Here is a 20,605-nt window from a genome sequence, read left to right on the forward strand (position 1 = left end):
GCTAGGTGAGTAGTCAAATGGAGGAAGGGATGATCGAGTTCCACCTGGACGGCCGGTCCGGCGTCGCGCCGTACGCGCAGCTCGTCCAGCAGGTCCGGCACGCGTTGCGGCTGGGCATGCTGCGCGAGGGCGACCGGCTGCCGACGGTCAAGGACGTCGTCGGGCGACTGGCGATCAACCCCAACACCGTGCTCAAGGCGTACCGGGAGCTGGAACACGACGGGCTGGTCGCCGCGCGGCCCGGCGTCGGTACGTTCGTGACCCGCACGCTCGCCGACACCACCCTCGCCGCGCACGGCCCGCTGCGTGCGGAGCTGCGACGGTGGCTGGCCAAGGCGCGCCGGGCCGGGCTCGACGACGAGAGCATCGAGGCACTGTTCGCCACCACGTTTCGCGCGGCGGCCGGGGAGGGCATCGCATGACCGCCGTGCTGGAGACCCACGGCCTCGGCAAGCGGTACCGGCGGCGGTGGGCGTTGTCGGACTGCACGTTGGAGATACCCGCCGGGCACGTGGTGGGGCTCGTCGGCCCCAACGGCGCCGGCAAGAGCACGCTGCTCAACCTGGCCGGCGGCCTGCTGGCCCCGACCGCGGGGACGATCGAGGTGTGCGGCGGGCGACCGGCCACCGGCCCGGCGCAGCTGGCCAAGGTGGGTTTCGTCGCCCAGGAGACCCCGCTGTACGGCGGGCTCAGCGTCGCCGACCATCTGCGGCTCGGCGCGCGGCTCAACCCGCGGTGGGACGACGCCGTCGCGCGGGACCGGATCCGCCGCCTCGGGCTGGATCCGAAGCAGCGGGCCGGCAGGCTCTCCGGCGGCCAGCGCGCCCAGCTCGCGCTGACCCTGGGCCTGGCCAAGCGGCCGGAACTGCTGATCCTGGACGAGCCGGTGGCCGCGCTCGATCCGCTGGCCCGCCGGGAGTTCCTGCAGGATTTGATGGCGGCGGTCGCCGAGCACGGGTTGAGCGTCCTCCTCTCCTCGCATCTCATCTCCGACCTGGAACGCGCCTGTGACCACCTCGTCGTGCTGGTGGACTCCCGGCTGCGGCTGTCCGGTGCGATCGACACCCTGCTCGCCACCCATCACCTGCTGACCGGGCCCCGGCGGGACCCGGCGACCCTGCCCGCCGACCAGGAGGTCGTCACGGCAAGCCACACCGACCGGCAGAGCACCCTGCTGGTGCGCACCGCGTCGCCGATCCACGATCCGGCCTGGTCGGTCGCCCGGCTCGGCCTCGAGGACCTGGTTCTGGCATACCTGCGTGGACCCGCCGACGAACCCCGCCGCCGGAAGCTGGAGGTGCTGCGATGATCTGGCTGACCTGGCGGCAGTACCGGGTGCAGGCGCTGGTGGTGACCGCGATCGTGGTCGCGTTCGCCGCAGTGCTGCTGTGCACCGGGCCGCAACTGGCGCGGCTGGCAGACGAGTCCGGCAACTCGTTCCTGGCGCAGGCCAGCGTGGGCGGCACCGACCCGACCGTGTACCGCGTCGGCATCGGCCTGCTGTACCTGCTGCCGGGTGCCGTCGGGCTGTTCTGGGGCGCCCCGCTGGTCGCGCGGGAACTCGAGGCGAGCACGTACCGGCTGACGTGGAGCCAGAGCGTCACCCGGACCCGGTGGCTGGCCGTCAAGCTCGGCGTCAGCGCGCTGGCCGCGGCGGTGCTCGCCGGCATCGTCGGCGTCGGCTTCACCTGGTGGGCCAGCCCGATCGACACCGACCTGGACAAGGGCCTGACCGCCGGCGCCTTCTCGATGCCGCGGCTGTCGCCGCTGGTGTTCGGCGCGCACGGCATCGTGCCCGTCGGCTACGCCGTGTTCGCGCTGGCGCTCGGCGTCGCGGTCGGCCTGGTGCTCCGCCGCAGCATTCCGGCGATGGCCGTGACGCTGGTACTGCTGGCGGCCGCCCAGGTGGGCACGCCGCTGTGGGTCCGGCCGCACCTGATCGAGCCCGTTCGCTACACCACCACGATCACCGCGGCCAACCTCGGCCGGATCGTCGCGCAGCCGGGCGGCCGGGTCATCGACCTGGAGGTGCGGGTGCATCGGCCGGGCGACTGGATCCTGGCCAACGAGACGGTCGACGCGAGCGGGCACGCGGTGGCCACCCTGCCGCACTGGGTCATCCAGTGTGGGCCGCCGCCACCAGGGCAGCCCGACCGCCATCAGGCGTGCTTCGCGCGGCTGCGCCGGCTCGGTTACCGGCAGCGGGTCAGTTACCAGCCGGCGAGCCGGTTCTGGTCGCTGCAGTGGCGCGAGGCCGGCGGGTACCTCGTGATCGCCGCCGCGCTGGCGGGTTTCTGCCTCTGGCGGATCCGCCGGATCCGTTGACGGCCCCCGGTCCGGGTCGCCCTCTCGCCGCACTCCGCATCGTTCGAGGCACGCAACGTTACCTGCCTCACATCGCCGTAATGATCATCGATCGTCACCTATTCTGCCGTTGACGATGCCTGGTCACCTATGACCGTTTTGGCATCGTCTCCGTTGTGTCGTCCTGGTGGAGGAGGTGGCCCGATGGGGCTGCTGCAACGTGGTCTGAACGGAGTCCTCGGTCGACTGGTTCCACACGAGGAGGTCTCCGCTCAGGATGTCTGCGCCATCGACGTGAGCTGTCGCGGCGGCGCCGCGGCGGACGCGTCGTGCACGAGCGGGATCGGCTACTACGTCAGGAACGTCTACTGCGACGGCTCGGTCGGGCCGTGGGAGTTCGACGGCTGCTGCTGAGCCGGTACCACAGCGAGGTGCGCGAGCAGCGCGCCCGCCGGGGCGGCGAACCGGCCGCCCCGGCGGGCCAGCCGATCGAGAGCCGGGGTGGGCGATGGGGTACGTCGAGTTCGGGCTGCGGGTGTTCCTGGCCGGGGTCTTCGCGGTCGCGGCCGGCGGCAAGCGGGGCACGGCCGGCCGGCAGGAGTTCGTCGCGGCCACCGGGCGGTTGCTGCCCAGCCGTTTCGCCGGGACCGCCCGGCCGGTGGCGACCGTGGTGCGGTGGCTCGAGTGGGCGATCGTGCTGCTCCTGGTCGTCGGGGGTGCCGGCGCCGTCGCCGGCTTCGCGCTCGTCCTGTTGTCGAGCATCGGATTCGGGCTCGCGATCGTCGCCGCGCTGCGTCGCGGGGAGGCTGCGCCGTGCCGCTGCTTCGGCGCGTCGAGCGCACCGCTGAGCCGGGTGCACGTGGCCCGCAACGTGCTGCTGGCGCTGGCCGCGCTGGCCGGTGCGTGGCTGGCACCCGGCGGCGTCGCGGCGATACCCGTCGCGCCGGGCCTGGGCGTGGCCGGGGTACTGGTCGCGCTGGTGGCGGGGGCGGTCGCGGCGGCGCTGATGGTGCGGCTCGACGAGGTGGTCGACCTGTTCGGCGCCGCGTCGACACCGGGCGCGCCGCCACGTTGACGGCGTCGAGCTGGTCGTTGGACGCGGCCCCGGCCGCCTTCGGAAGGGAGCGTGTGAACGTGCTCGATGCGGCGATCGTGCTGGTCGGTGTCATCGCCCTGCTGAACCTGCTGCTGACGCTGGGGCTGGTACGCAGGTTGCGGGAACACACCGACCGGCTGAACCGACTGAGCGCCGGCAGGGTCGCCGGCCGGCCCGACCCGCAGCTGCGCATCGGTGACCGGCCGCCGGAGTTCGAGGCCGCCACCGTCGACGGTCGCCGGCTGACCGGGCGGGACGCGCCGCTGCTGGTCGGCTTCTTCGCCCGGCGCTGCCAGCCCTGCAAGGAGTGGGTGCCGCGGTTCGCCCGCGCGGCCGGGGCGCTCCCCGGTGGGCGGGAGCGCGCGCTGGCCGTCGTCGTCGGTACCGAGGAGGAGACAGCGGACCTGGTCGCGCAGCTTCGGCCGGCGGCGATGGTGGTCACCGAGGAGCTGGACGGCCCGATGGGCCGGTCGTTCGGGGTGGCGGGCTATCCGACCCTGTACCGGCTCGCGGAGGACGGCACCGTCGCGGCCACCGACCCGTACGAGGTGGTCACGAGCCCGGTGGCGGGATGAGCGGGCGGCCGACCGAGTCGGGTCTGGGCCCGGCGCGCGCGTGCCGGTACCTGCGGGTGGCGCTCGGCCTCGCGGTGCGGGCGGCGCCGGGCGGTCTGGCGGCGCTGGTGGTGCTGGCGGTGCTGGCCGGGCTCCTCCCGGTCGCGACCGCGTGGCTGCTCAAACTGGTGCTCGACGGGTTGGTGCGGCACGGGTTGGGCGGGGTGCTGGTCTGGCTCGGCGTCCTGCTGGCCCTGCTCGGGGTGGCCCGGACGGTGCTGCCACGGGCCGCGTCGTACGCGAAGTCGCAGTTGGGGCGGGCGACCCGGCTGGTGGCGTTCGACCGGCTCTTCACCCGGGTGGTCTCCCGGCTGCGCGGCCTGGCACGGCTGGAGGATCCGCGGTTCCACGATCGGCTGCAACTGGCCCAGCACAACGGTTCGTACGCGCCGAGCCGGGTGGTCACCAACGCGATCGGCATCGGGGAGAGCGTGCTGACCCTCGGCGGGTTCCTCGGCACCCTGCTCGTCGTCAACCCGTGGCTGGCGGCGGCGCTGGCGGTGGCGGTGATACCGACCGCGCGGGCGGAGCTGCTGCTCAGCCGCCGCCGGGCACGGGCCATGCTGCGGATCGGCCACGCCGAGCGGCGCCAGCTGTTCTACGCCGGCCTGCTGAGCAACCCGCGGGAGGCCAAGGAGATCCGGCTGTTCGGGCTCGGGCCGTTCTTCCGGGACCGGATGCTTCGCGAGCTGCGGACGGCGAACGGCACCCAGCAGGCGCTGGACCGGCGCGACCTGGCGGTGCAGGCCGGCCTCGGGCTGATGGGTGCGGTGATCGCCGGTGGCGGGCTGGTCTGGGCGATCGACGCAGCCCGGCACGGACGGATCTCGGTCGGTGACGTCAGCGTCTTCGTTGCCGCGGTCGCCGGCGTGCAGAGCGGCCTGTCGCAGATCGTGCAGGGGCTCGCCCTGACCCACCAGGCGCTGCTGATGCTGGATCACTACCAGGCGGTGGTGACCGTGCAACCGGACCTGCCGGCACCGGCCGAGCCGTCGGCGGTGCCGGCGTTGGGCCACGCCATCGAGCTGCGCGACGTGTGGTTCCGCTACGGCCCGGACCGGCCGTGGGTGCTGCGCGGGGTGGACCTGACGATCCCGGCCGGCAGCTCGCTCGCCCTGGTCGGGCTCAACGGGGCGGGCAAGAGCACCATCGTCAAGCTGCTGTGCCGGCTGTACGACCCGAGCCGCGGCAGCATCCACTGGGACGGGCTCGACCTGCGCGATCTCGACCCGGACCGGCTGCGGGAGCGGATCGGTGCGGTGTTCCAGGACTTCGTGCAGTACGAGCTGCCGGCCCGGGAGAACATCGGCGTCGGTGATCTGAGCGTGTTCGACGACAGTACCCGGATCGAGCGGGCGGCCCGGCTGGCCGGCATTCACGAGACGCTGGCGGCGCTGCCCGCGGGGTACGACACCCCGCTGACCCGGATGTTCCAGGACAACGCCGACCGGGACGACCCGGAGACCGGCGTGCTGCTGTCCGGCGGTCAGGGGCAGCGGCTGGCGCTGGCCCGGGCGTTCCTGCGGGACCGGCGGGACCTGCTGATCCTGGACGAACCGAGCGCCGGCCTGGACGCCGACGCGGAGGCGACCGTCCACGCCAGGATCCGGGAGCACCGGCGGCACCGCACCAGCCTGCTGATCTCGCACCGGCTCAACACGGTACGAGACGCGGACCGGATCGTGGTCCTCGCCGGTGGCCGGCTCGCCGAGCAGGGCGATCATGCCAGCCTGATCGAACTCGGTGGGGAGTACGCGCGGCTGTTCGCCCTGCAGGCCCGCGGCTACGCCGAGCCGGTCCGGTCGGCGCCGTGATCGGCGGCGTGATCGGCGGCGTGATCGGCGGCGTGATCGGCGGCGTGGTGCTGTCGATCGTGGCTGGCGGGGCCGTCGTGGGCGCACTCGGGTGGTGGCTGCGCCGCCGGGTGCTCGTGGTCACCGTGCGCGGGTCGAGCATGTCGCCGACCTACCGGGACGGTGACCGGCTGCTCGTCCGGCGGCTGGCGCCGGACCGGGCGGCCCGGATCGCCCTGGGCGGCCGGGTCGTGGTCGCCGACCCGCCGGTCACCGGGCCGCTGCCCGGACCCGCCTCGGCGATCGGGCGCCCGCGGGGGCTGCGGGTGCCCGCCCCGGCACCGGGCCGCGTCGTCAAGCGCGTCGTCGCCACCGCCGGGGACCCGGTGCCGGCCGGGTTCCCCGGGGCGGGCGGCCGGCTGCCGGCCGGGATGGTGCTGTTGGCCGGCGACAACCCGGTCGCGAGCCGTGACTCGCGGCAGTACGGGCCGCTGCCGCGGGACCGCGTCGTGGGCGTGGTGGCCGGGCGCGCCGCGGTCAGCGCAGCGTGGTGGAGGCGCGGACGATGAGCGACGGCGCCAGCGCGATGCGCCGCGTGGGGCCGCCGCGGGGGCGGTCCAGCAGCCGCAGGCACTCGGCGGCGATCTGCTGGTGCGGCTGGCGCACGGTGGTCAGCGGCGGGTCGGCCAGGGCGGCGAAGCCGTTGTCGTCGAACCCGGTGACGACCACTTCGCCGGGCACCGAGATGCCGGCCGCCCGCAGGCCCTGCAGTACGCCGAGGGCGATCTCGTCGTTGACGCAGACGATCGCGTCCGGCAGCGCGCCGCGCGCACGCAGCTGGTCGACGGCGCGCACGCCCCACTCGACGCCGTAGGCGCCGAGCAGCGGTTCGGCGGTCGACAGCCCGTGCCGGGCGGCGGCCGGTCCGAACTCGGCGAGCCGGGTCCGGCCGGCGGACGACTCGGAGACGGTACCGACCAGCACGGCGGTGCGGGCGCCGACCTCGGCGAGGTGTTCGGTGAGCAGCCGCAGGCCGGCGACGTCGTCGACGCCGACCCAGTCCAGCGCGGTGTCGGCGACCGAACGGTCGACCTGGACCACCGGGACCTCACCGGCGATCGCGGTCAGCGCGGCGGCGCTGGCGACCGTACTGACGGGCGCCACGATCAGGCCGTCGACCTGCCGGTCGGCGAGGGCGTGGATGCGGGACGACTCGACGGTGGCGTCGCGCTGCGCGTCGCACAGCAGCAACTGCCGGTTGTCGTCGCCCAGGCAGCGTTCGATCGCCTCGACCAGGACCGGGTAGAACGGGTTGGAGATCTGCGGGACGACCATCCCGATGGTGTCGGTGCGCTGGGTGCGCAGCGCGCTGGCGACCCGGTTCTGCCGGTAGCCGAGTGCGGTGGCGGCGTCCCGGACCCGGACGGCGATCTGTTCGCCGACGGGGCGGGCGCCGGTCAGCGCCCGGGACGCGGTCGACACCGACACACCGGCCGCGCGGGCCACGTCGCGGATGGTGACGCGCACGGCTACCGGCTCGCCGGTGGGCGGGGGCAGCGCGGCACCCTGCGGGTCAGGTCCAGCTCGGGGCTGCCGAGCGCGGCCAGCCCCCGTCGTGTCGACCCCATGCCACCTCCCGTTCGCGCGACCGTCACGCCACGGCCTGCGTACCGGGACTGTATCGGCCGGCGGTGGTGTCCGGCTCGGCGGCGGCGGGCACTGCGGTACGGCACACGCCGCGACGGGGTCGAGAACACCCGTCGTGTAGGAAAGAATCGAAACCGCTCTTTAGAATGGCAACTATTGACATGGGCATTCCGGTGTATTAAGCCTGTCTGATCGGGATCATCCGGTTATCGCCCGATCGCCACCCGGCGTCGGGCCTGGTTCTGGGGAGTGCCCATGACATCGGTCCACAGTGGACTGTCTCGTCGCGCGCTGTTCACCGCCGCGGCCGGGGCCGCCGGCGTGCTCGGTGCCGGTCTGGCCGCCGGCGGCGCGTCCGCCGCGCCGGGTCGCAAGGCCAGCGCCGTCGACTACCCGGCGGCGCACTGGGTGCCGGCCAGCACGAGCAACTACACCAAGTCGAACCGGCCGAGCACCTACCCGATCGAACTGGTGGTCATCCACGTCACGCAGGAGACCTTCGACAACACCATCACGCTGTTCCAGGACCCGAGCCACGCCGCCTGCGCGCACTACGTGACCCGGTCCGCCGACGGCTACCTCGACCAGATGGTGCGGGAGAAGGACATCGCCTGGCACGCCGGCAACTGGGACTACAACACCCGCAGCATCGGCATCGAGCACGAGGGCTGGGTGGACGACCCGAGCTGGTTCACCGACGCCATGTACACCGCGTCGGCGAAGCTGACCCGCGACATCTGCGACCGGTACGGCATCGCCATGGACCGGAACCACATCATCGGCCACGTCGAGGTGCCCGGCACCGACCACACCGACCCCGGCCCGTACTGGGACTGGGACAAGTACATGGCGCTGGTCCGGGCCTGACCGGTCCGCCGGGGCACCGACCGGCGGTCAGCTCGCCGGGGGCCCGTCGACGGCGCGCAGCACCAGCAGGCTGCGCGCCGTCATCGTGACCCGGGCGCCGGCCGGGTACTCGCCGGCCAGCCTCTCCGCGGTGTCCACCACCACCTGCCAGCGGGCCGCGGCTTCCGGCAGCAGCACCGGCGCGTCGACCCCGGCGCCGTGCAGGTACAGCAGGTAGGACCCGCCGGTACCGGCCGACGCAGGTGTTGCCGCGGAGGGCGTCGGGGTGCCGGCCGACGCACGTCCCGCCGGGGCGCGCGTGTCGGCGCGGGCGCCGTCGAGGAAGGCGCCGAGCGTACCGGCGCCACCGGCGTGCCAGTCCGCGGCGGTCACCTCGGCTCCGTCGGCGCGGTACCAGACCAGGTCGCGGTGGCCGTCGACGGCGGCGCCGGTGAAGAAGTGCCGGCGCCGGAACACCGGCTCGGTGGCCCGCAGCTCGAGCAGCCGGGCGGTGAACGCCAGCAGTTCGGTGTCCGCGCCGTCCCAGTTCACCGCGGACACCTCGTTGTCCTGGCAGTACGCGTTGTTGTTGCCCTGCTGGGTGCGGCCCAGCTCGTCGCCGGCCAGCAGCATCGGCGTACCCGCCGACAGCAGCAGCGTGCCGAGCAGGTTGCGCACCTGCCGGCGGCGCACCGCGAGGATCGCCGGATCGTCGGTGTCGCCCTCGACACCGTTGTTCTCCGACCGGTTGTCGTCGGTACCGTCGGCGCCGCCCTCGCCGTTCGCCTCGTTGTGTTTCTGCGCGTAGCTGACCACGTCGCGCAGGGTGAACCCGTCGTGCGCGGTGACGAAGTTGACCGACGCGCCGGGCCCCCGGCCGCCCGCGCCGTACAGGTCCTCCGAGCCGGCGAGGCGGGTACCCAGCTCGGCCAGGCTCGCCGCGTGGCCCCGCCAGAAGTCGCGCACCGCGTCCCGGTAGCGGCCGTTCCACTCCGACCAGCCGGGCCCGAACCCGCCCACCCGGTAGCCGCCGGACCCGAGGTCCCACGGCTCGGCGATCAGCCGTACCTCGCGCAGCACCGGGTCGGCCGCGATCGCCGCGAGGAAACCCGGGTACTGCTCGACGCCCGACTCGCCCCGCAACAACGCGCTGGCCAGGTCGAACCGGAACCCGTCCACGCCGAGCGCGAGCACCCAGTGGCGCAGCGAGTCCAGTACCAGTCGCAGGGTCGCCGGCTGTCGGACGTCGAGGGTGTTGCCACAGCCGGTGAAATCGCGGTAGCGGGCCGGGTCGGCCGGCTCCAGGCGGTAGTAGGTGCGGTTCGCGAGGCCGCGCCAGCTCAACGTCGGACCGGTCGGCGGGCCCTCCGCGGTGTGGTTGTACACCACGTCGAGGATCACCTCGATCCCGGCGTCGTGCAGCACCGCGACCATGTCGCGGAACTCCGCCACCGGGTCGGCGGTCGCCGCGAACCGGGTGTCCGGCGCGAAGTAGCCGAGCGTGTTGTAGCCCCAGTAGTTGGTCAGGCCGCGCTGCGCGAGGAACGGCTCGGTGGCGCTGTGCTGCACCGGCAGCAGTTCCACCGCGGTCACCCCGAGGCGGCGCAGGTGCGCCACCGCCGCCGGATGGGCGAGGCCGGCGTAGCTGCCCCGCAGCCGCGCCGGTACCTGCGGGAGCCGGGCGGTGAAGCCCCGCACGTGCAGCTCGTACAGGACGGTGTCGGTCCAGGGGCGCAGCGGCGGGCGCCACACCTGCGCCGGTGCGGCGGTCACCACGGCGCGCGGCAGGTACGGCGCCGAGTCGCGGCCGTCCGGCGCGCCGTCGACCCGGGCGGTGCACAGCGCCGGGTGGTCGGCCGGTGCCCCGGTCAACCGCCGCGCGTACGGGTCGACCAGCAGCTTCGCCGGGTTGAACCAGTGCCCGCGGTGCGGCTGCCACGGCCCGTACGCGCGCAGCCCGTACCGGTCGCCGACCCCGACGCCGGGCACGTGGCCGTGCCACACGTCGTCGGTACGCTCGGTCAACCGCACCCGCCGCTCGCCGCCGGCGCCGTCGGACAGGCACACCTCGACCGCCTCGGCGTGCGCCGCGCAGACCGCGAAGCGCACCCCGTCCGCCATCGGCGTCGCACCCAGCTCCATGCCACCTCCACCGGCGCTCGGGGATCGGCCGGTCCCGCCCTCCATGATCGCTGCCGACACCCGATCGCACCCGCCGGCGGTCATGATTGGATGGCGCGGTGGCAGCCAACACCGATCCCGATCTGGTCGTCGCGCTGGACGCGGTGACGGTCACCCGCGACGGCAACGACCTGGTCCGCGACGTCAACTGGCAGGTGGAGCTGGACGAGCGGTGGGTCGTGCTCGGCCCCAACGGCGCGGGCAAGACGACCCTGCTCAACCTCGCCGCCGGCCGGCTCTACCCGACCACCGGCACGGTGCACGTGCTCGCCGAGCGGCTGGGCGGCACCAACGTCGCCGAGCTGCGCACCCGGCTCGGGCTGGTCGGCGGCCACCACGTGATCCGGATCCCGCCGGACGAGACGGTGCACGACGCGGTCCTCACCGCGGCCTGGGGCGTGCTCGGCCGGTACCGGGAGAGCTACGACGCGATGGACGACGCGCGGGCGGACGAGCTGCTGGCCCGCTGGGGTGTCGCCGCGCTCGCCGGGCGCCGCTACGGCACGCTGTCCGACGGTGAGCGCAAGCGGGTACAGATCGCCCGGGCGCTGATGACCGACCCGGAGCTGCTGCTGTTCGACGAGCCGGCCGCCGGCCTCGACCTGGGCGGCCGGGAGGACCTGGTGCACCGGCTCGCGACGCTCGCCGCCGACCCGGATGCGCCGGCGATCGTGCTGGTCACCCACCACGTCGAGGAGATCCCGCCGGGGTTCACGCACGCCCTGCTGATCCGGGACGGCGCGCTGGTGGCCGCCGGCCCGCTCGCCGAGGTGATCACCGGCGACAACCTGTCCGACACGTTCGGCCTACCGCTCGCGGTGAGCCGGATCGGTGCGCGCTACACCGCACTGTCCCGGCCCGTACCGGCGCCCTGACCTGCGGTGGGGACGCCGGCTCCGGCGCGTCGGGCGGTGCGCTCCGGGCGGGGGCTACCGACCGGTTAAGGTCGGTGCGAGGCGGCGCCGCGACCCGGCCCGCAGTGTCGTGATCGAGGAGGTCGCAGTGGGGGAGTTCGTTCGGCTGGAGACGCTCGCCGAGCAGCCGGGGGTCGGCGTGATCCGCCTGACCCGGCCGCCGATGAACGCGCTCAACTCGACCGTGCAGGACGAGCTGCGGGCCGCCGCGAGCGAGGTGACCAGCCGGGACGACATCCGCGCCGTGATCGTGTACGGCGGCGAGAAGGTGTTCGCCGCCGGCGCCGACATCAAGGAGATGGCCGACGAGGGCTACGCGCAGATGGCCGGCCGGGCGCTGGAGCTGTCCGCCGCGTTCGACGCCGTCGCGCGCATCCCGAAGCCGGTCGTCGCCGCGATCACCGGGTACGCGCTGGGCGGCGGCTGCGAGCTGGCGCTGGCCTGCGACTTCCGGGTCGCCGCCGCGGACGCGAAGCTCGGCCAGCCGGAGATCGGCCTGGGCATCATCCCCGGCGCCGGCGGCACCCAGCGGCTGCCCCGGCTGGTCGGCCCGTCGAAGGCCAAGGAGCTGATCTTCACCGGCCGGCACGTGGCCGCCGACGAGGCGCTGCGGATCGGCCTGGTCGACGCCGTGGTGCCGGCCGGCGAGTCGGTGTTCGACGCCGCGGTGGCCTCGGTCCAGCCGTACCTGACCGGGCCGGCGCAGGCGTTGCGCGCGGCCAAGCAGGCCATCGACGGCGGCCTGTCGGTGGACCTGGCGAGCGGGCTGGCGCTGGAGAGTCACCTGTTCGCCGCGCTGTTCGCCACCGAGGACAAGAACATCGGGATGGCGGCGTTCGTGGCCAAGACCAAGCCCGATTTCACCGGAAAGTGACGCATGAGCCAGTGCGGGTACCGGGCGGGCCTCGTCGCCGTGCCGGCGAGGGAGGAACGTCGATGAGTGGCCAGTCGCAGCCCAGCGCCGCCGAGGTGGAGGCCGCCCGCGACGATCCGAAGCAGGCGAACATCCTCTACCACGACTGGGAAGCCAACACCTACGACGAGAAGTGGTCGATCTCGTACGACGAGCGCTGCGTCAGCTACGCCCGGGACCGGTTCGCGCACGTGGCCGGCACCGAGGGCTGGCCGTACCGCAACGCGCTGGAGCTGGGCTGCGGCACCGGGTTCTTCCTGCTCAACCTGATGCAGGCCGGGGTGATCGAGAAGGGTCACGTCACCGACATCTCGCCGGGGATGGTCGAGGTCGCGCTGCGCAACGCCAAGCAGCTCGGCCTCGATGTGGACGGCCGGGTCAGCGACGCGGAGACGATCGGGTACGACGACGCGAGCTTCGACCTGGTCGTCGGGCACGCCATGCTGCACCACATCCCGGACGTCGAGCAGGCGCTGCGCGAGGTGCTGCGGGTGCTGCGTCCGGGCGGCCGGTTCGTGTTCTGCGGCGAGCCGAGCAAGGTCGGCGACTTCTACGCCCGCAAGCTCGGTCAGCTGACCTGGTGGGCCACTACGAACCTGACCAAGCTGCCCGGGCTCACCGACTGGCGCCGGCCGCAGGCCGAGCTGGACTCCTCGTCCGCGGCGGCGGCGCTGGAGGCGGTCGTGGACATCCACACCTTCGACCCGCAGCAACTGCGCCGCACCGCGGTCCGGGCCGGCGCGATGGACGTCGAGGTGGCCACCGACGAGTTCACCGCCGCGCTGCTCGGCTGGCCGGTGCGCACCTTCGAGGCCGCGGTGCCGAAGGAGAAGCTCGGCTGGGGGTGGGCCAACTTCGCCTACCGCTCCTGGCGCGCACTGTCCAGTGTGGACACCAAGGTGCTCTCGCACGTGCTGCCCAAGGAGCTGTTCTACAACGTCGAGATCACGGGTGTGAAGCCGTAGTGCCGGACCTCGCCGGTACCACCGACCAACCGTCCGGCGCCGGGGCCGCGGCACCGGACGGTGCGCTGTCCGCCGACGTACCCGCCCTGGAGCGGCCCACCGTGGCTGCCGGACCGGTGGACCGGGACGGCGATCCGGCCGCCGAGCAGGTGCCCGCCGAGGCGTCCGAGGGCGGCGAACGGGTCGACGACGGTGCGCCGGTCGACGACGGCGGGCTGGCAGCGCGATCCGACGGCGGCGGGCCGCCCGAGCCCGAGCCGGTCGAGTCGGCAGAGCCGCCGTCGGAGCCTTCCGAGTCGGCAGAGTCGTCGGAGCCGTCGGAGCCGTCGGAGCCGTCGGAGCCGTCGGAGCCGTCGGAGTCGGCTGAGTCGGCTGAGTCGGCAGAGTCATCGGATCCGGTCGAGTCGGCAGAGCTGTCGGAGTCGGCTGAGTCGGCAGAGCCGTCGGAGCCTCCCGAGCCGTCGGAGTCGGCCGGGCCGTCAGTCGGTGGCGAGCCGGTCGACGGGAGCGAACGGCTCGACGACGGCGGGTCGGCCGGACCGGGCGACGCCGGTGCGCCGGACCACCTGACGGACACCGGTGAGCTGGACGAGCTGGCCGCCGTGCTGAACGACGGCTCGGCCGAGCCGCGGCGACACTGGTTGCGCTACCCGGGCCTGTTCGGTGCGCTGACCGTGGTCGCGCTGGTGATCCTGGTGCCGTGCGGCGCCGGCATCCTGTTCTTCACCGGTGCGTTCGCCGACCCGGGCGCGTACGGGCACGCCCCGGACGCGTGCGCCCGGCTCACCGCGCAGCGGGTCGAGTCCGCGTTCGGCGCCGGCCTGGTCCGCGACTACCCGTCGGACACCGGCGACGAGTCGACCTGTACCTACCTCGGTGGCGCCGCGTCCGGCCGCAACGCGCGGGTGACGCTCACCCTGACCCGGTACGGGACGAAGGGGCCGCTGTCCGCCCCCGAATGGCGCACGCCGGGTTCACCTCCGACCTGTCCGGCACGCACGGCCGCACCACCCTGCCCGGGCTCGGCGACGAGGCCGTGCGGGTCTCCTCGCCCGCCGGTACCAGCGTGTTGGTCCGGCGCAGCAACCTGGTGTTGCGCCTCGACGCCTCCGGCGACATCGAGAACCCGAGCCGCGGGGTCACCAGCACGGCACGGGCCCTGGTCGGCTCGCTGCGCTGAGCCGGCGAGCCGGCGAGCCGGCCGCCCGGCGCGCGTCGCCGGCCGCCGCCACGCCGCCGCACGGTGCTGCACCGCCGCGGCGGCTCGGTGCCGGCCGCGGTACGGCACCCGCCGCGGTGACTCGACGGCGCAGCGCCGTCCGGTACGTTCGGGGCATGGTGCGGCGGCGGCGTGACCGGCGGCAGGCGCGGTTCGTGACCCGCGCGTCGCTGGCGTGGGTGTGGCGGCACCGCGCGTTCACCCCGTACTACCTGCTGCGGTACTGGCGGTTCGCGCTGCTGCGGCTGCGCCGGGCGGACGTGGTGACCGAAGGTTTCGTGTTCCTGGGGCGGCGGGTCGAGCTGACCGCGCCCCGCGGCCGGGGTCGGATCGTGCTGGGCCGGTGGTCGCACCTCGGCGACGGCACCGCGATCCGGGCACACGAGGGCACGGTACGCATCGGTGACAAGGCGGTGCTCGGCGCCGACGTGCGGATCAACGGCTACCTGGACATCGAGGTCGGCGCCGCGACACTGGTCGCCGACTGGGTCTACGTGGCCGATTTCGACCATGTCACCACCGACCTGACCCGGCCGATCAAGGACCAGGGCATCGTCAAGTCGCCGGTGCGGATCGGCCCGGACTGCTGGCTCGGCACCAAGGCCACGGTCACCCGCGGGGTGCGGATCGGCCGCGGCAGCGTGCTCGCCGCGAACGCGGTGGCCACCCGCGACATCGCCGAGTACACGATCGCCGGCGGGGTGCCGGCCCGGGTGCTGCGCAGCCGGCTGCCGGCGCCGGAGCTGCGGGTCGAGGCGCCGACCGGCTCGGGTCGTCCTGCCCGGTTCGCGCCCGGACCGACGCCGACCGGTCCATGATCGATCTGGGCCGGTCTGGTGGCGCGCCCGGGGCGGGTCACCAGCGTCCGGGGCGGGTCGCCGGCCGGTGCGTACGGCAGCGGGCCGGCACCTGCTCGGTGGGCGGGTTGCCGCGGTGGAGGGAGTGAGGCAGATGGTGTCCGGGCGCGGCGGGGAGCTGGCCGTCGCGGCGCTGTCCGGGTACGGCATCGGCGAGGTGTTCACGCCGGCCGGCGAGCACGTCCCCGCGATTCACGATGCGGCCCGGGCGGCCCGGATGCGCGTCGTGGAGGTACGGCACGAGCAGACCGCGGTGTTCGCGGCGGAGGCGGTGGCGACCCTGCGGCGCCGGCCCGGACTGGCGGTGCTCGGCGCCGGCCCCGGTGTGACGAACGCGGTCTCGGCGATCACCGCCGCGCACTTCAACGGCGCCCCGGTGGTGGTACTGGCCGGTCGGGCGCCGCGGTGGCGCTGGGGTTCGGGCAGCCTGCCGGCGCTGGACCACGTCGCGATCGTCGGGTCGGTGACCAGGTCGGCGGCCACCTGTACGGAGGTGCGCAACATCGGCACCGACGTGCGGGCCGCGGTGCTGGCGGCGCTGACCCCGCACCGCGGGCCGGCGTTCCTCGACCTGCCGATGGACGTGGTGTTCTGTGCGGGCGAGGCCGAGCTGCCGCCGGCGACGCTGCCGCCGCCGATCGAGCCGGACCCGGCGGCGGTGGCCCGGGCCGGTGCGCTGCTGGCGGCGGCGGAACGGCCGGTGATCGTCGCCGGTTCCGACGTGTACACCGGGGACGCGATCGCCGCGCTGCGCGAGTGCGCGGAGACCTGGCGGGTCCCGGTGTTCGGCACCGGGCTGGCGCGCGGCGCGCTGCCCGCCGGCCATCCGCTCGCCTTCCGCAGCTGCAAGCGGGCCGCGCTGGCCCGGGCGGACCTGGTCGCGGTCCTCGGTACCGCGCCCGACCTGCGGCTCGGCGGCGGTACCGGGGCCCGCCTGATCCACGTCGTCGACGCGCCACCGGCCGGCGCTCCGGCCGACCCGCCGAACGACGACGACACCGTGTGGGTGGCCGGCGACCTGCGGCTGGTGCTGTCCGCGATGGCCGACCACCGCGGCGTGCGGGCCGACCACGCGGACTGGATCGAGCTGTTGCGCGTCGCCGAGGACACCGCCCGGGCACAGGAGGCCGGCCACCTCGCCGACGATCGCGAACCGATCCGGTCCGCCCGGCTGTACGCGGAGCTGCGCCGGGCGCTGACCGACGAGGCGATCATCGTCGGCGACGGCGGCGACGTGGTGTCCGCCGCGGCCCGCCACCTCGATGTCGGCCGGCCCGGCAGCTGGCTGGACGGCGGCCGGTACGGCAACGGTGGCGCCGGCCTCGGGTACGCGCTCGGCGCCGCGCTGGCCTGCCCGGACCGCCCGGTGTGCGGGCTGCTCGGTGACGGTGCCGCCGCCGGCTCGGTACTGGAGGTCGAGTCGCTGGTCCGGCACCACCTGCCGGTCGTGCTGGTGGTCGGCAACAACGGCAGCATCGGTACCGCCGGGCTGCGCGGCGCTGACGACCGGACGCCCGGCCTGCGGCTGGAGAAGGTGGTGGCCGCGCTCGGCGGCGCCGGCGAGACCGTCGCGACCGCGCGCCAACTCGCCCCGGCGCTGCGCCGGGCGTTCGAGTCCCGGGTGCCGTACCTGCTCAACGTGCTCATCGAACCGCGGGCGGACCCGGCGTAGCCTTGCGCCGCAGGGCTCGGCGCCGCGCCGGCGCCGAGCCCTGCCCCCGATGCTCGGGCGTGCCCGCAACCCGCCGGCCGGCGAGCGGCGGGACGCCCTGGCGCGATCAGTGCACGCTGACGTCGTCGACGTGGACGGCGCTCTGCCCGTACCAGCCGTGCACGAAGACCTGCACGGTGCCGCTGCCGCCGGTGGTGAAGGTGGTCGACAGCTTCGTGTAGGCGCCGGCGCTGGTCCAGGTGCTGGCGTCGGTCGCGGCTCCGGTGGTGCCGAGGAACGCGTAGTCGCCCTGCACGCAGGCGCTGAGCGTGTAGGTCGTGTTCGCCGCGAGCGTCACCGACTGGCTGCAGGTGGCGTTGTCGGACGAGGTGGGCGCCAGCTTCAGCGCGCCGGAGCCGCCGTGGGTGGGCGACGACACGATGCTGCCGGTGCCGCCGGTGCACGTCCACGGGGCGAGCGAACCGGTCTCGAAGTCGCCGTTGGTCAGGCCGCCTCCGGCCGGCGGCGGGCTGGTGGGTGGTGTCGTGGTGGGCGGGGTCGTCGGGGCGGACCCACCGCCGTTGAACGCGGCGAACGTGTGGCTGAAGTACCAGGTGTCCTGCTGGATGCCGGAGCAGGTGTCCGAGCCGCCGGTCCCGGGGCAGCCGCCGTTGTCGCGTTGCAGCGCCCAGAACGACAGCGCGGCGAGGCCCTTGTCCTGCGCCCACTGCTCGACCACCGGCGCGTCGGCGGTGGTGAACGTCTCCGCCGCGCCGTAGTCGTCGATGCCGGGCATCTCGATGACGCCGATCATGTGCCACAGCTCGGCGGCCGACCTGTTCGGGTACAGCCCGGCCAGCTGGCTCTGCAGTCCGGTGGTGGCGGTCTTGGTGTCGGTGGCCATCTCGTGGTTCGCGCCGTCGTAGTAGTCGAACGTCATGATGTTGACGACGTCGATCCGCGCGTCGTGGGACACCGCGCTGCGCAGCACGTTCAGGCCGCTGCTGGCGAGGCCGCTGGTGGTGGTCGGCAGGGTGTACGCGAACTGCACGGTGCGGCCGTTGCCCGCGGCCCAGTCCTCCACCTGCTTGATCGCGGCGTTGCGGCGGTCGATGCCGGCCGAGTCGGTCAGCGAGTTGTCCTCGATGTCGAGGTCGAGCCGGGTCACGTCGTAGGTGGTGATCACCTTCTCGTACGCGGCGGCGATCTTGCCGACGTCGGTGCAGGAGTCGGCGATCTCGGTGCCGGTGTGGTCCGCCGTGTACCCGCCGAACGACGGGATCACGTCACCGCCGCCGGCGCGGATCGTGTCGATGTCGCTGCCGTACTGGCTGGCGTCGACCGGCATCGAGGTGTCGCCGTCCCAGTACGGCGTGCACGAGCCCTTCGCCTCGGTCTGCAGGAACGCGAGGGTCAGGTACTTGTTGCCGGACTGCTGGGCCTGCTGGGCCAGGCTGTCGCCGTTGTAGGTCTCGAAGTACGGGGCGGACACGTGCGCCGGCAGCGTGCTCGCCGCGGTCGCCGGTCCGCTGACCGCGAACCCGATGGCGACGGCGCCGCCGAGCACGGTACCGGCCGCCGCGAGCGCGGCGGTCAGGCGTGATCGAAGCATGTGGGGGCTCCTTGACGCGGGGGTGACGCAGGAGGAGATGCGGGGGAGAGCGTGGCCGGTCGCGCGCCCGGCATATCAGTAAGGTTTCCTAACTGATGCAGTGCACTTAAGTACGTTTCACCCCGCCTGTCAAGCTCTGCCGGCACACGGCCGCGGTACACGGTTCGGCCGGTTGCATGCCACACTCATGTGGATGAAGATCCGGTTTGGTGGGATCTGGCTTCTGTGGCTCGTCCTGGGCGTGACGCTGGCGCTTGCCTGGGTCTTCTGGCCGCTGCGAGTCGCGGAACTCGTCACCCTCGTCACCACCCTCCTCGGGCTGGCGAGCCGGCTGCTGACCAGGCGCGAGCCCCTGTCGCGGGACGCCGCTGTCCGGTACCTGCACGACGAGGCGAAACGCCGGTGGCAGGTGGCCGCTCGCAGCCAGCGGTTGCTGGGTTCCGCACCGTTCACCGTGCCGTGGACGGTGCGTGGCGCGGTGCAGATCAACCCGCTGCCGCTGCTCGAACAGGCGCGCCGTGCGCGGCGCGACCCGCTGCCCGCGCGGGCGTCGATCGTCGAGCAGTACCGGGCCGTCGAGTCCGGTCGGCTGGTGATCGTCGGCCACGAAGGTGCGGGAAAGACGAGCCTGCTACTTCAGCTGGTGGCTCAGTTGTTGGAACGGCCTTCGCCAGCCGACGACGATCCACCCCGGGCGGCCGCCAACCAGCGCACGCCGATCCCGGTGATGGTCGAGATAACCCACTGGGACGGCATCGAGCGTTTGGACAGCTGGCTTGTCGGGCAGCTGGTGGACTTGTTCCCGAAGTTGGGCCGCCCGTGCGAGACCTGCGACACCGCGGCCGAACGGTTGATCAAGGACGAGCGAGTCCACGTCCTTGCCGTCCTGGACGCCGTGGACGAGTTGCGCGCCGACCGGCTGGCGGCGCTGGTCAAGCAGTTGAACAGCTCGTTCAACGACATACCGGTGATCCTCGCCGGCCGCAGCGACCGGTTGCGTGCGACCGACTCGGCTCACCTCCCGGCCTTTCGCCTGGACGAGGCGGCGGTGCTCACCATCGAACCGCTGTGCGGGAAGGAGCAGATGGCGCTCATTGGCCAGTTCGATCCGGGCAAGGCCGAGTGGTACCCGGTGCTGGAACGGTTGGACGGCGACGATGTGGGCCCGCTGGCCGAACTGCTCTCGACGCCGTCGATGGTGCGCCTGGCCCTCACGGTCTACGACGACAACAACGACGCCGACCGGGCGCCGAAGACGCTGCTGCAGGTCGCCAGCGAGACCGCAGGGCAGTCCGACGCCGCGGTGGCCGACGTCCGAGCCCGGCTGCTCGACCGGTACCCGGCCGCCGCGTTCGGGCTCGACGACGACCCGGGCGTGGACCGGCGGCACGCCCGCCGGTTGACCCGGTACCTGCGGTTCCTCGCGGCTCAGCTGGCGGCCACCCAACGCCACGACCTGGGTTGGTGGGAACTCGCGGACCGGTTCGAACAGCGGATCCTGCGCGGCATCGCCGCCGGGGCGTTCTGGGCCCTCGCCGCGCTTCCCGAGCTGGTCCACCTGGTGCGACCGTGGCACGCCGGGGCACTGTGGACGGTCTGGGTACCGCCGTTGCTGGTCGCGTTCCTGGTGGTGTACGCGGTGCTGCCCAGGCCCTCGCAGTACACCAGGCGACGGCGCCGGATCGATGTCATCGCGCTGCGCGTCGGGCTGGGCGTCGGTTGTGCGGTGCTGGCCGTCGAGTTCGCGGTGGTGTTCGGGCTGCACGGCTGGGACGCGGCGCTGGCCTCGGTGGGACGGATGCTGCTGCTCTACGTCGCTGTCGTGGTTATCGCGAACCTTCCGGTGCAGCTCAGTACCTGGGTCGGGGACCGGATCCGCCCGCGCGTCTCCCAGCCGATCGCCGTCCTGCACCGCGAACGTGCCCGCGCCCTGCTGCTGGGGCGCTGTGGCTGCCGCTGGTCACCTCGACCTGTGCGGTCGGGCTGCTGAGCC

20 protein-coding genes are annotated in these 20,605 nt (G+C 73.7%); 16 read left to right on the plus strand and 4 right to left on the minus strand.

The window, feature by feature from the left end; genetic code table 11:
- The first annotated feature begins 29 nt into the window (after window positions 1-29).
- The 8 genes from Athai_RS10510 (at window position 30) to Athai_RS10545 (ending at window position 6,376) form a co-directional block, all read left to right on the plus strand.
- On the plus strand, window positions 30-422 hold the full coding sequence (locus tag Athai_RS10510; protein ID WP_203965491.1) for a GntR family transcriptional regulator: 393 nt from the start codon (window positions 30-32) through the stop codon (window positions 420-422).
- Window positions 419-1,309, plus strand: coding sequence for an ABC transporter ATP-binding protein (locus Athai_RS10515; RefSeq protein ID WP_203961333.1), 891 nt, complete (start codon window positions 419-421; stop codon window positions 1,307-1,309). Before Athai_RS10510 ends, Athai_RS10515 begins: the two co-directional genes overlap by 4 nt.
- A complete protein-coding gene (locus tag Athai_RS10520; protein ID WP_203961334.1) occupies window positions 1,306-2,325 on the plus strand; it encodes an ABC transporter permease subunit in 1,020 nt (339 codons plus the stop codon). The genes Athai_RS10515 and Athai_RS10520 overlap by 4 nt, the downstream gene beginning before the upstream one ends.
- Window positions 2,326-2,508: 183 nt before the next feature.
- Window positions 2,509-2,718 (plus strand): hypothetical protein, encoded by a 210-nt coding sequence (locus Athai_RS10525; RefSeq protein ID WP_203961335.1) that lies wholly within the window; start codon window positions 2,509-2,511, stop codon window positions 2,716-2,718.
- Window positions 2,719-2,812: 94 nt separating this feature from the next.
- Entirely contained in the window at window positions 2,813-3,379 is a 567-nt protein-coding gene (locus Athai_RS10530) for a MauE/DoxX family redox-associated membrane protein (RefSeq protein WP_203961336.1), read from the plus strand.
- A gap of 53 nt (window positions 3,380-3,432) precedes the next feature.
- Window positions 3,433-3,975: a TlpA family protein disulfide reductase gene (locus tag Athai_RS10535; protein ID WP_203961337.1), complete on the plus strand. Its 543-nt coding sequence runs from the start codon at window positions 3,433-3,435 to the stop codon at window positions 3,973-3,975.
- Complete coding sequence (locus Athai_RS10540) at window positions 3,972-5,828, plus strand: ABC transporter ATP-binding protein (RefSeq protein ID WP_203961338.1); 1,857 nt, start codon at window positions 3,972-3,974, stop codon at window positions 5,826-5,828. Before Athai_RS10535 ends, Athai_RS10540 begins: the two co-directional genes overlap by 4 nt.
- Window positions 5,825-6,376: a S26 family signal peptidase gene (locus Athai_RS10545; protein WP_203961339.1), complete on the plus strand. Its 552-nt coding sequence runs from the start codon at window positions 5,825-5,827 to the stop codon at window positions 6,374-6,376. Before Athai_RS10540 ends, Athai_RS10545 begins: the two co-directional genes overlap by 4 nt.
- Here Athai_RS10545 and Athai_RS10550 read toward each other — a convergent pair.
- On the minus strand, window positions 6,345-7,334 hold the full coding sequence (locus tag Athai_RS10550; protein WP_203961340.1) for a LacI family DNA-binding transcriptional regulator: 990 nt from the start codon (window positions 7,332-7,334) through the stop codon (window positions 6,345-6,347). The genes Athai_RS10545 and Athai_RS10550 overlap by 32 nt on opposite strands.
- A 375-nt stretch (window positions 7,335-7,709) precedes the next feature.
- Between Athai_RS10550 and Athai_RS10555 the strand changes: the two genes are divergently transcribed.
- Window positions 7,710-8,321 carry an N-acetylmuramoyl-L-alanine amidase gene (locus tag Athai_RS10555; RefSeq protein WP_203961341.1) on the plus strand — a complete coding sequence of 204 codons (612 nt, stop codon included), beginning with the start codon at window positions 7,710-7,712 and terminating at the stop codon, window positions 8,319-8,321.
- A 27-nt stretch (window positions 8,322-8,348) separates the two neighbouring features.
- On the opposite strand, the gene glgX is transcribed toward Athai_RS10555, so the two are convergent.
- Window positions 8,349-10,442, minus strand: coding sequence for a glycogen debranching protein GlgX (gene glgX / locus Athai_RS10560; RefSeq protein ID WP_239156852.1), 2,094 nt, complete (start codon window positions 10,440-10,442; stop codon window positions 8,349-8,351).
- Between the two features lie 86 nt (window positions 10,443-10,528).
- Here glgX and Athai_RS10565 point away from each other — a divergent pair, with 86 nt between their 5' ends.
- From Athai_RS10565 to Athai_RS10575, 3 genes are all read left to right on the plus strand, one after another.
- Complete coding sequence (locus tag Athai_RS10565) at window positions 10,529-11,356, plus strand: ABC transporter ATP-binding protein (protein WP_203961342.1); 828 nt, start codon at window positions 10,529-10,531, stop codon at window positions 11,354-11,356.
- 127 nt (window positions 11,357-11,483) lie between these two features.
- Entirely contained in the window at window positions 11,484-12,269 is a 786-nt protein-coding gene (locus Athai_RS10570; protein WP_203961343.1) for an enoyl-CoA hydratase/isomerase family protein, read from the plus strand.
- A gap of 62 nt (window positions 12,270-12,331) precedes the next feature.
- Window positions 12,332-13,273, plus strand: coding sequence for a class I SAM-dependent methyltransferase (locus tag Athai_RS10575; protein ID WP_203961344.1), 942 nt, complete (start codon window positions 12,332-12,334; stop codon window positions 13,271-13,273).
- Between the two features lie 479 nt (window positions 13,274-13,752).
- Here Athai_RS10575 and Athai_RS10580 read toward each other — a convergent pair whose 3' ends face one another.
- Window positions 13,753-14,034 (minus strand): hypothetical protein, encoded by a 282-nt coding sequence (locus Athai_RS10580; RefSeq protein WP_203961345.1) that lies wholly within the window; start codon window positions 14,032-14,034, stop codon window positions 13,753-13,755.
- Between the two features lie 197 nt (window positions 14,035-14,231).
- Between Athai_RS10580 and Athai_RS10585 the strand changes: the two genes are divergently transcribed.
- From Athai_RS10585 to Athai_RS10595, 3 genes are all read left to right on the plus strand, one after another.
- Window positions 14,232-14,453 (plus strand): hypothetical protein, encoded by a 222-nt coding sequence (locus Athai_RS10585; RefSeq protein ID WP_203961346.1) that lies wholly within the window; start codon window positions 14,232-14,234, stop codon window positions 14,451-14,453.
- A 155-nt stretch (window positions 14,454-14,608) separates the two neighbouring features.
- Window positions 14,609-15,310 carry an acyltransferase gene (locus Athai_RS10590; RefSeq protein WP_203961347.1) on the plus strand — a complete coding sequence of 234 codons (702 nt, stop codon included), beginning with the start codon at window positions 14,609-14,611 and terminating at the stop codon, window positions 15,308-15,310.
- Between the two features lie 124 nt (window positions 15,311-15,434).
- Window positions 15,435-17,021 carry a thiamine pyrophosphate-binding protein gene (locus Athai_RS10595; protein ID WP_203961348.1) on the plus strand — a complete coding sequence of 529 codons (1,587 nt, stop codon included), beginning with the start codon at window positions 15,435-15,437 and terminating at the stop codon, window positions 17,019-17,021.
- Between the two features lie 106 nt (window positions 17,022-17,127).
- Here the strand turns inward: Athai_RS10595 and Athai_RS10600 are convergent, their stop codons facing one another.
- Window positions 17,128-18,612, minus strand: a complete 1,485-nt coding sequence (locus tag Athai_RS10600; RefSeq protein WP_203961349.1) for a carbohydrate binding domain-containing protein — start codon at window positions 18,610-18,612, stop codon at window positions 17,128-17,130.
- Window positions 18,613-18,805: 193 nt separating this feature from the next.
- Between Athai_RS10600 and Athai_RS10605 the strand changes: the two genes are divergently transcribed.
- On the plus strand, window positions 18,806-20,602 hold the full coding sequence (locus tag Athai_RS10605; RefSeq protein WP_203961350.1) for an AAA family ATPase: 1,797 nt from the start codon (window positions 18,806-18,808) through the stop codon (window positions 20,600-20,602).
- Window positions 20,603-20,605 lie beyond the last annotated feature (3 nt).

The sequence above is a fragment of the Actinocatenispora thailandica genome (assembly GCF_016865425.1).
Classification (GTDB): domain Bacteria; phylum Actinomycetota; class Actinomycetes; order Mycobacteriales; family Micromonosporaceae; genus Actinocatenispora; species Actinocatenispora thailandica.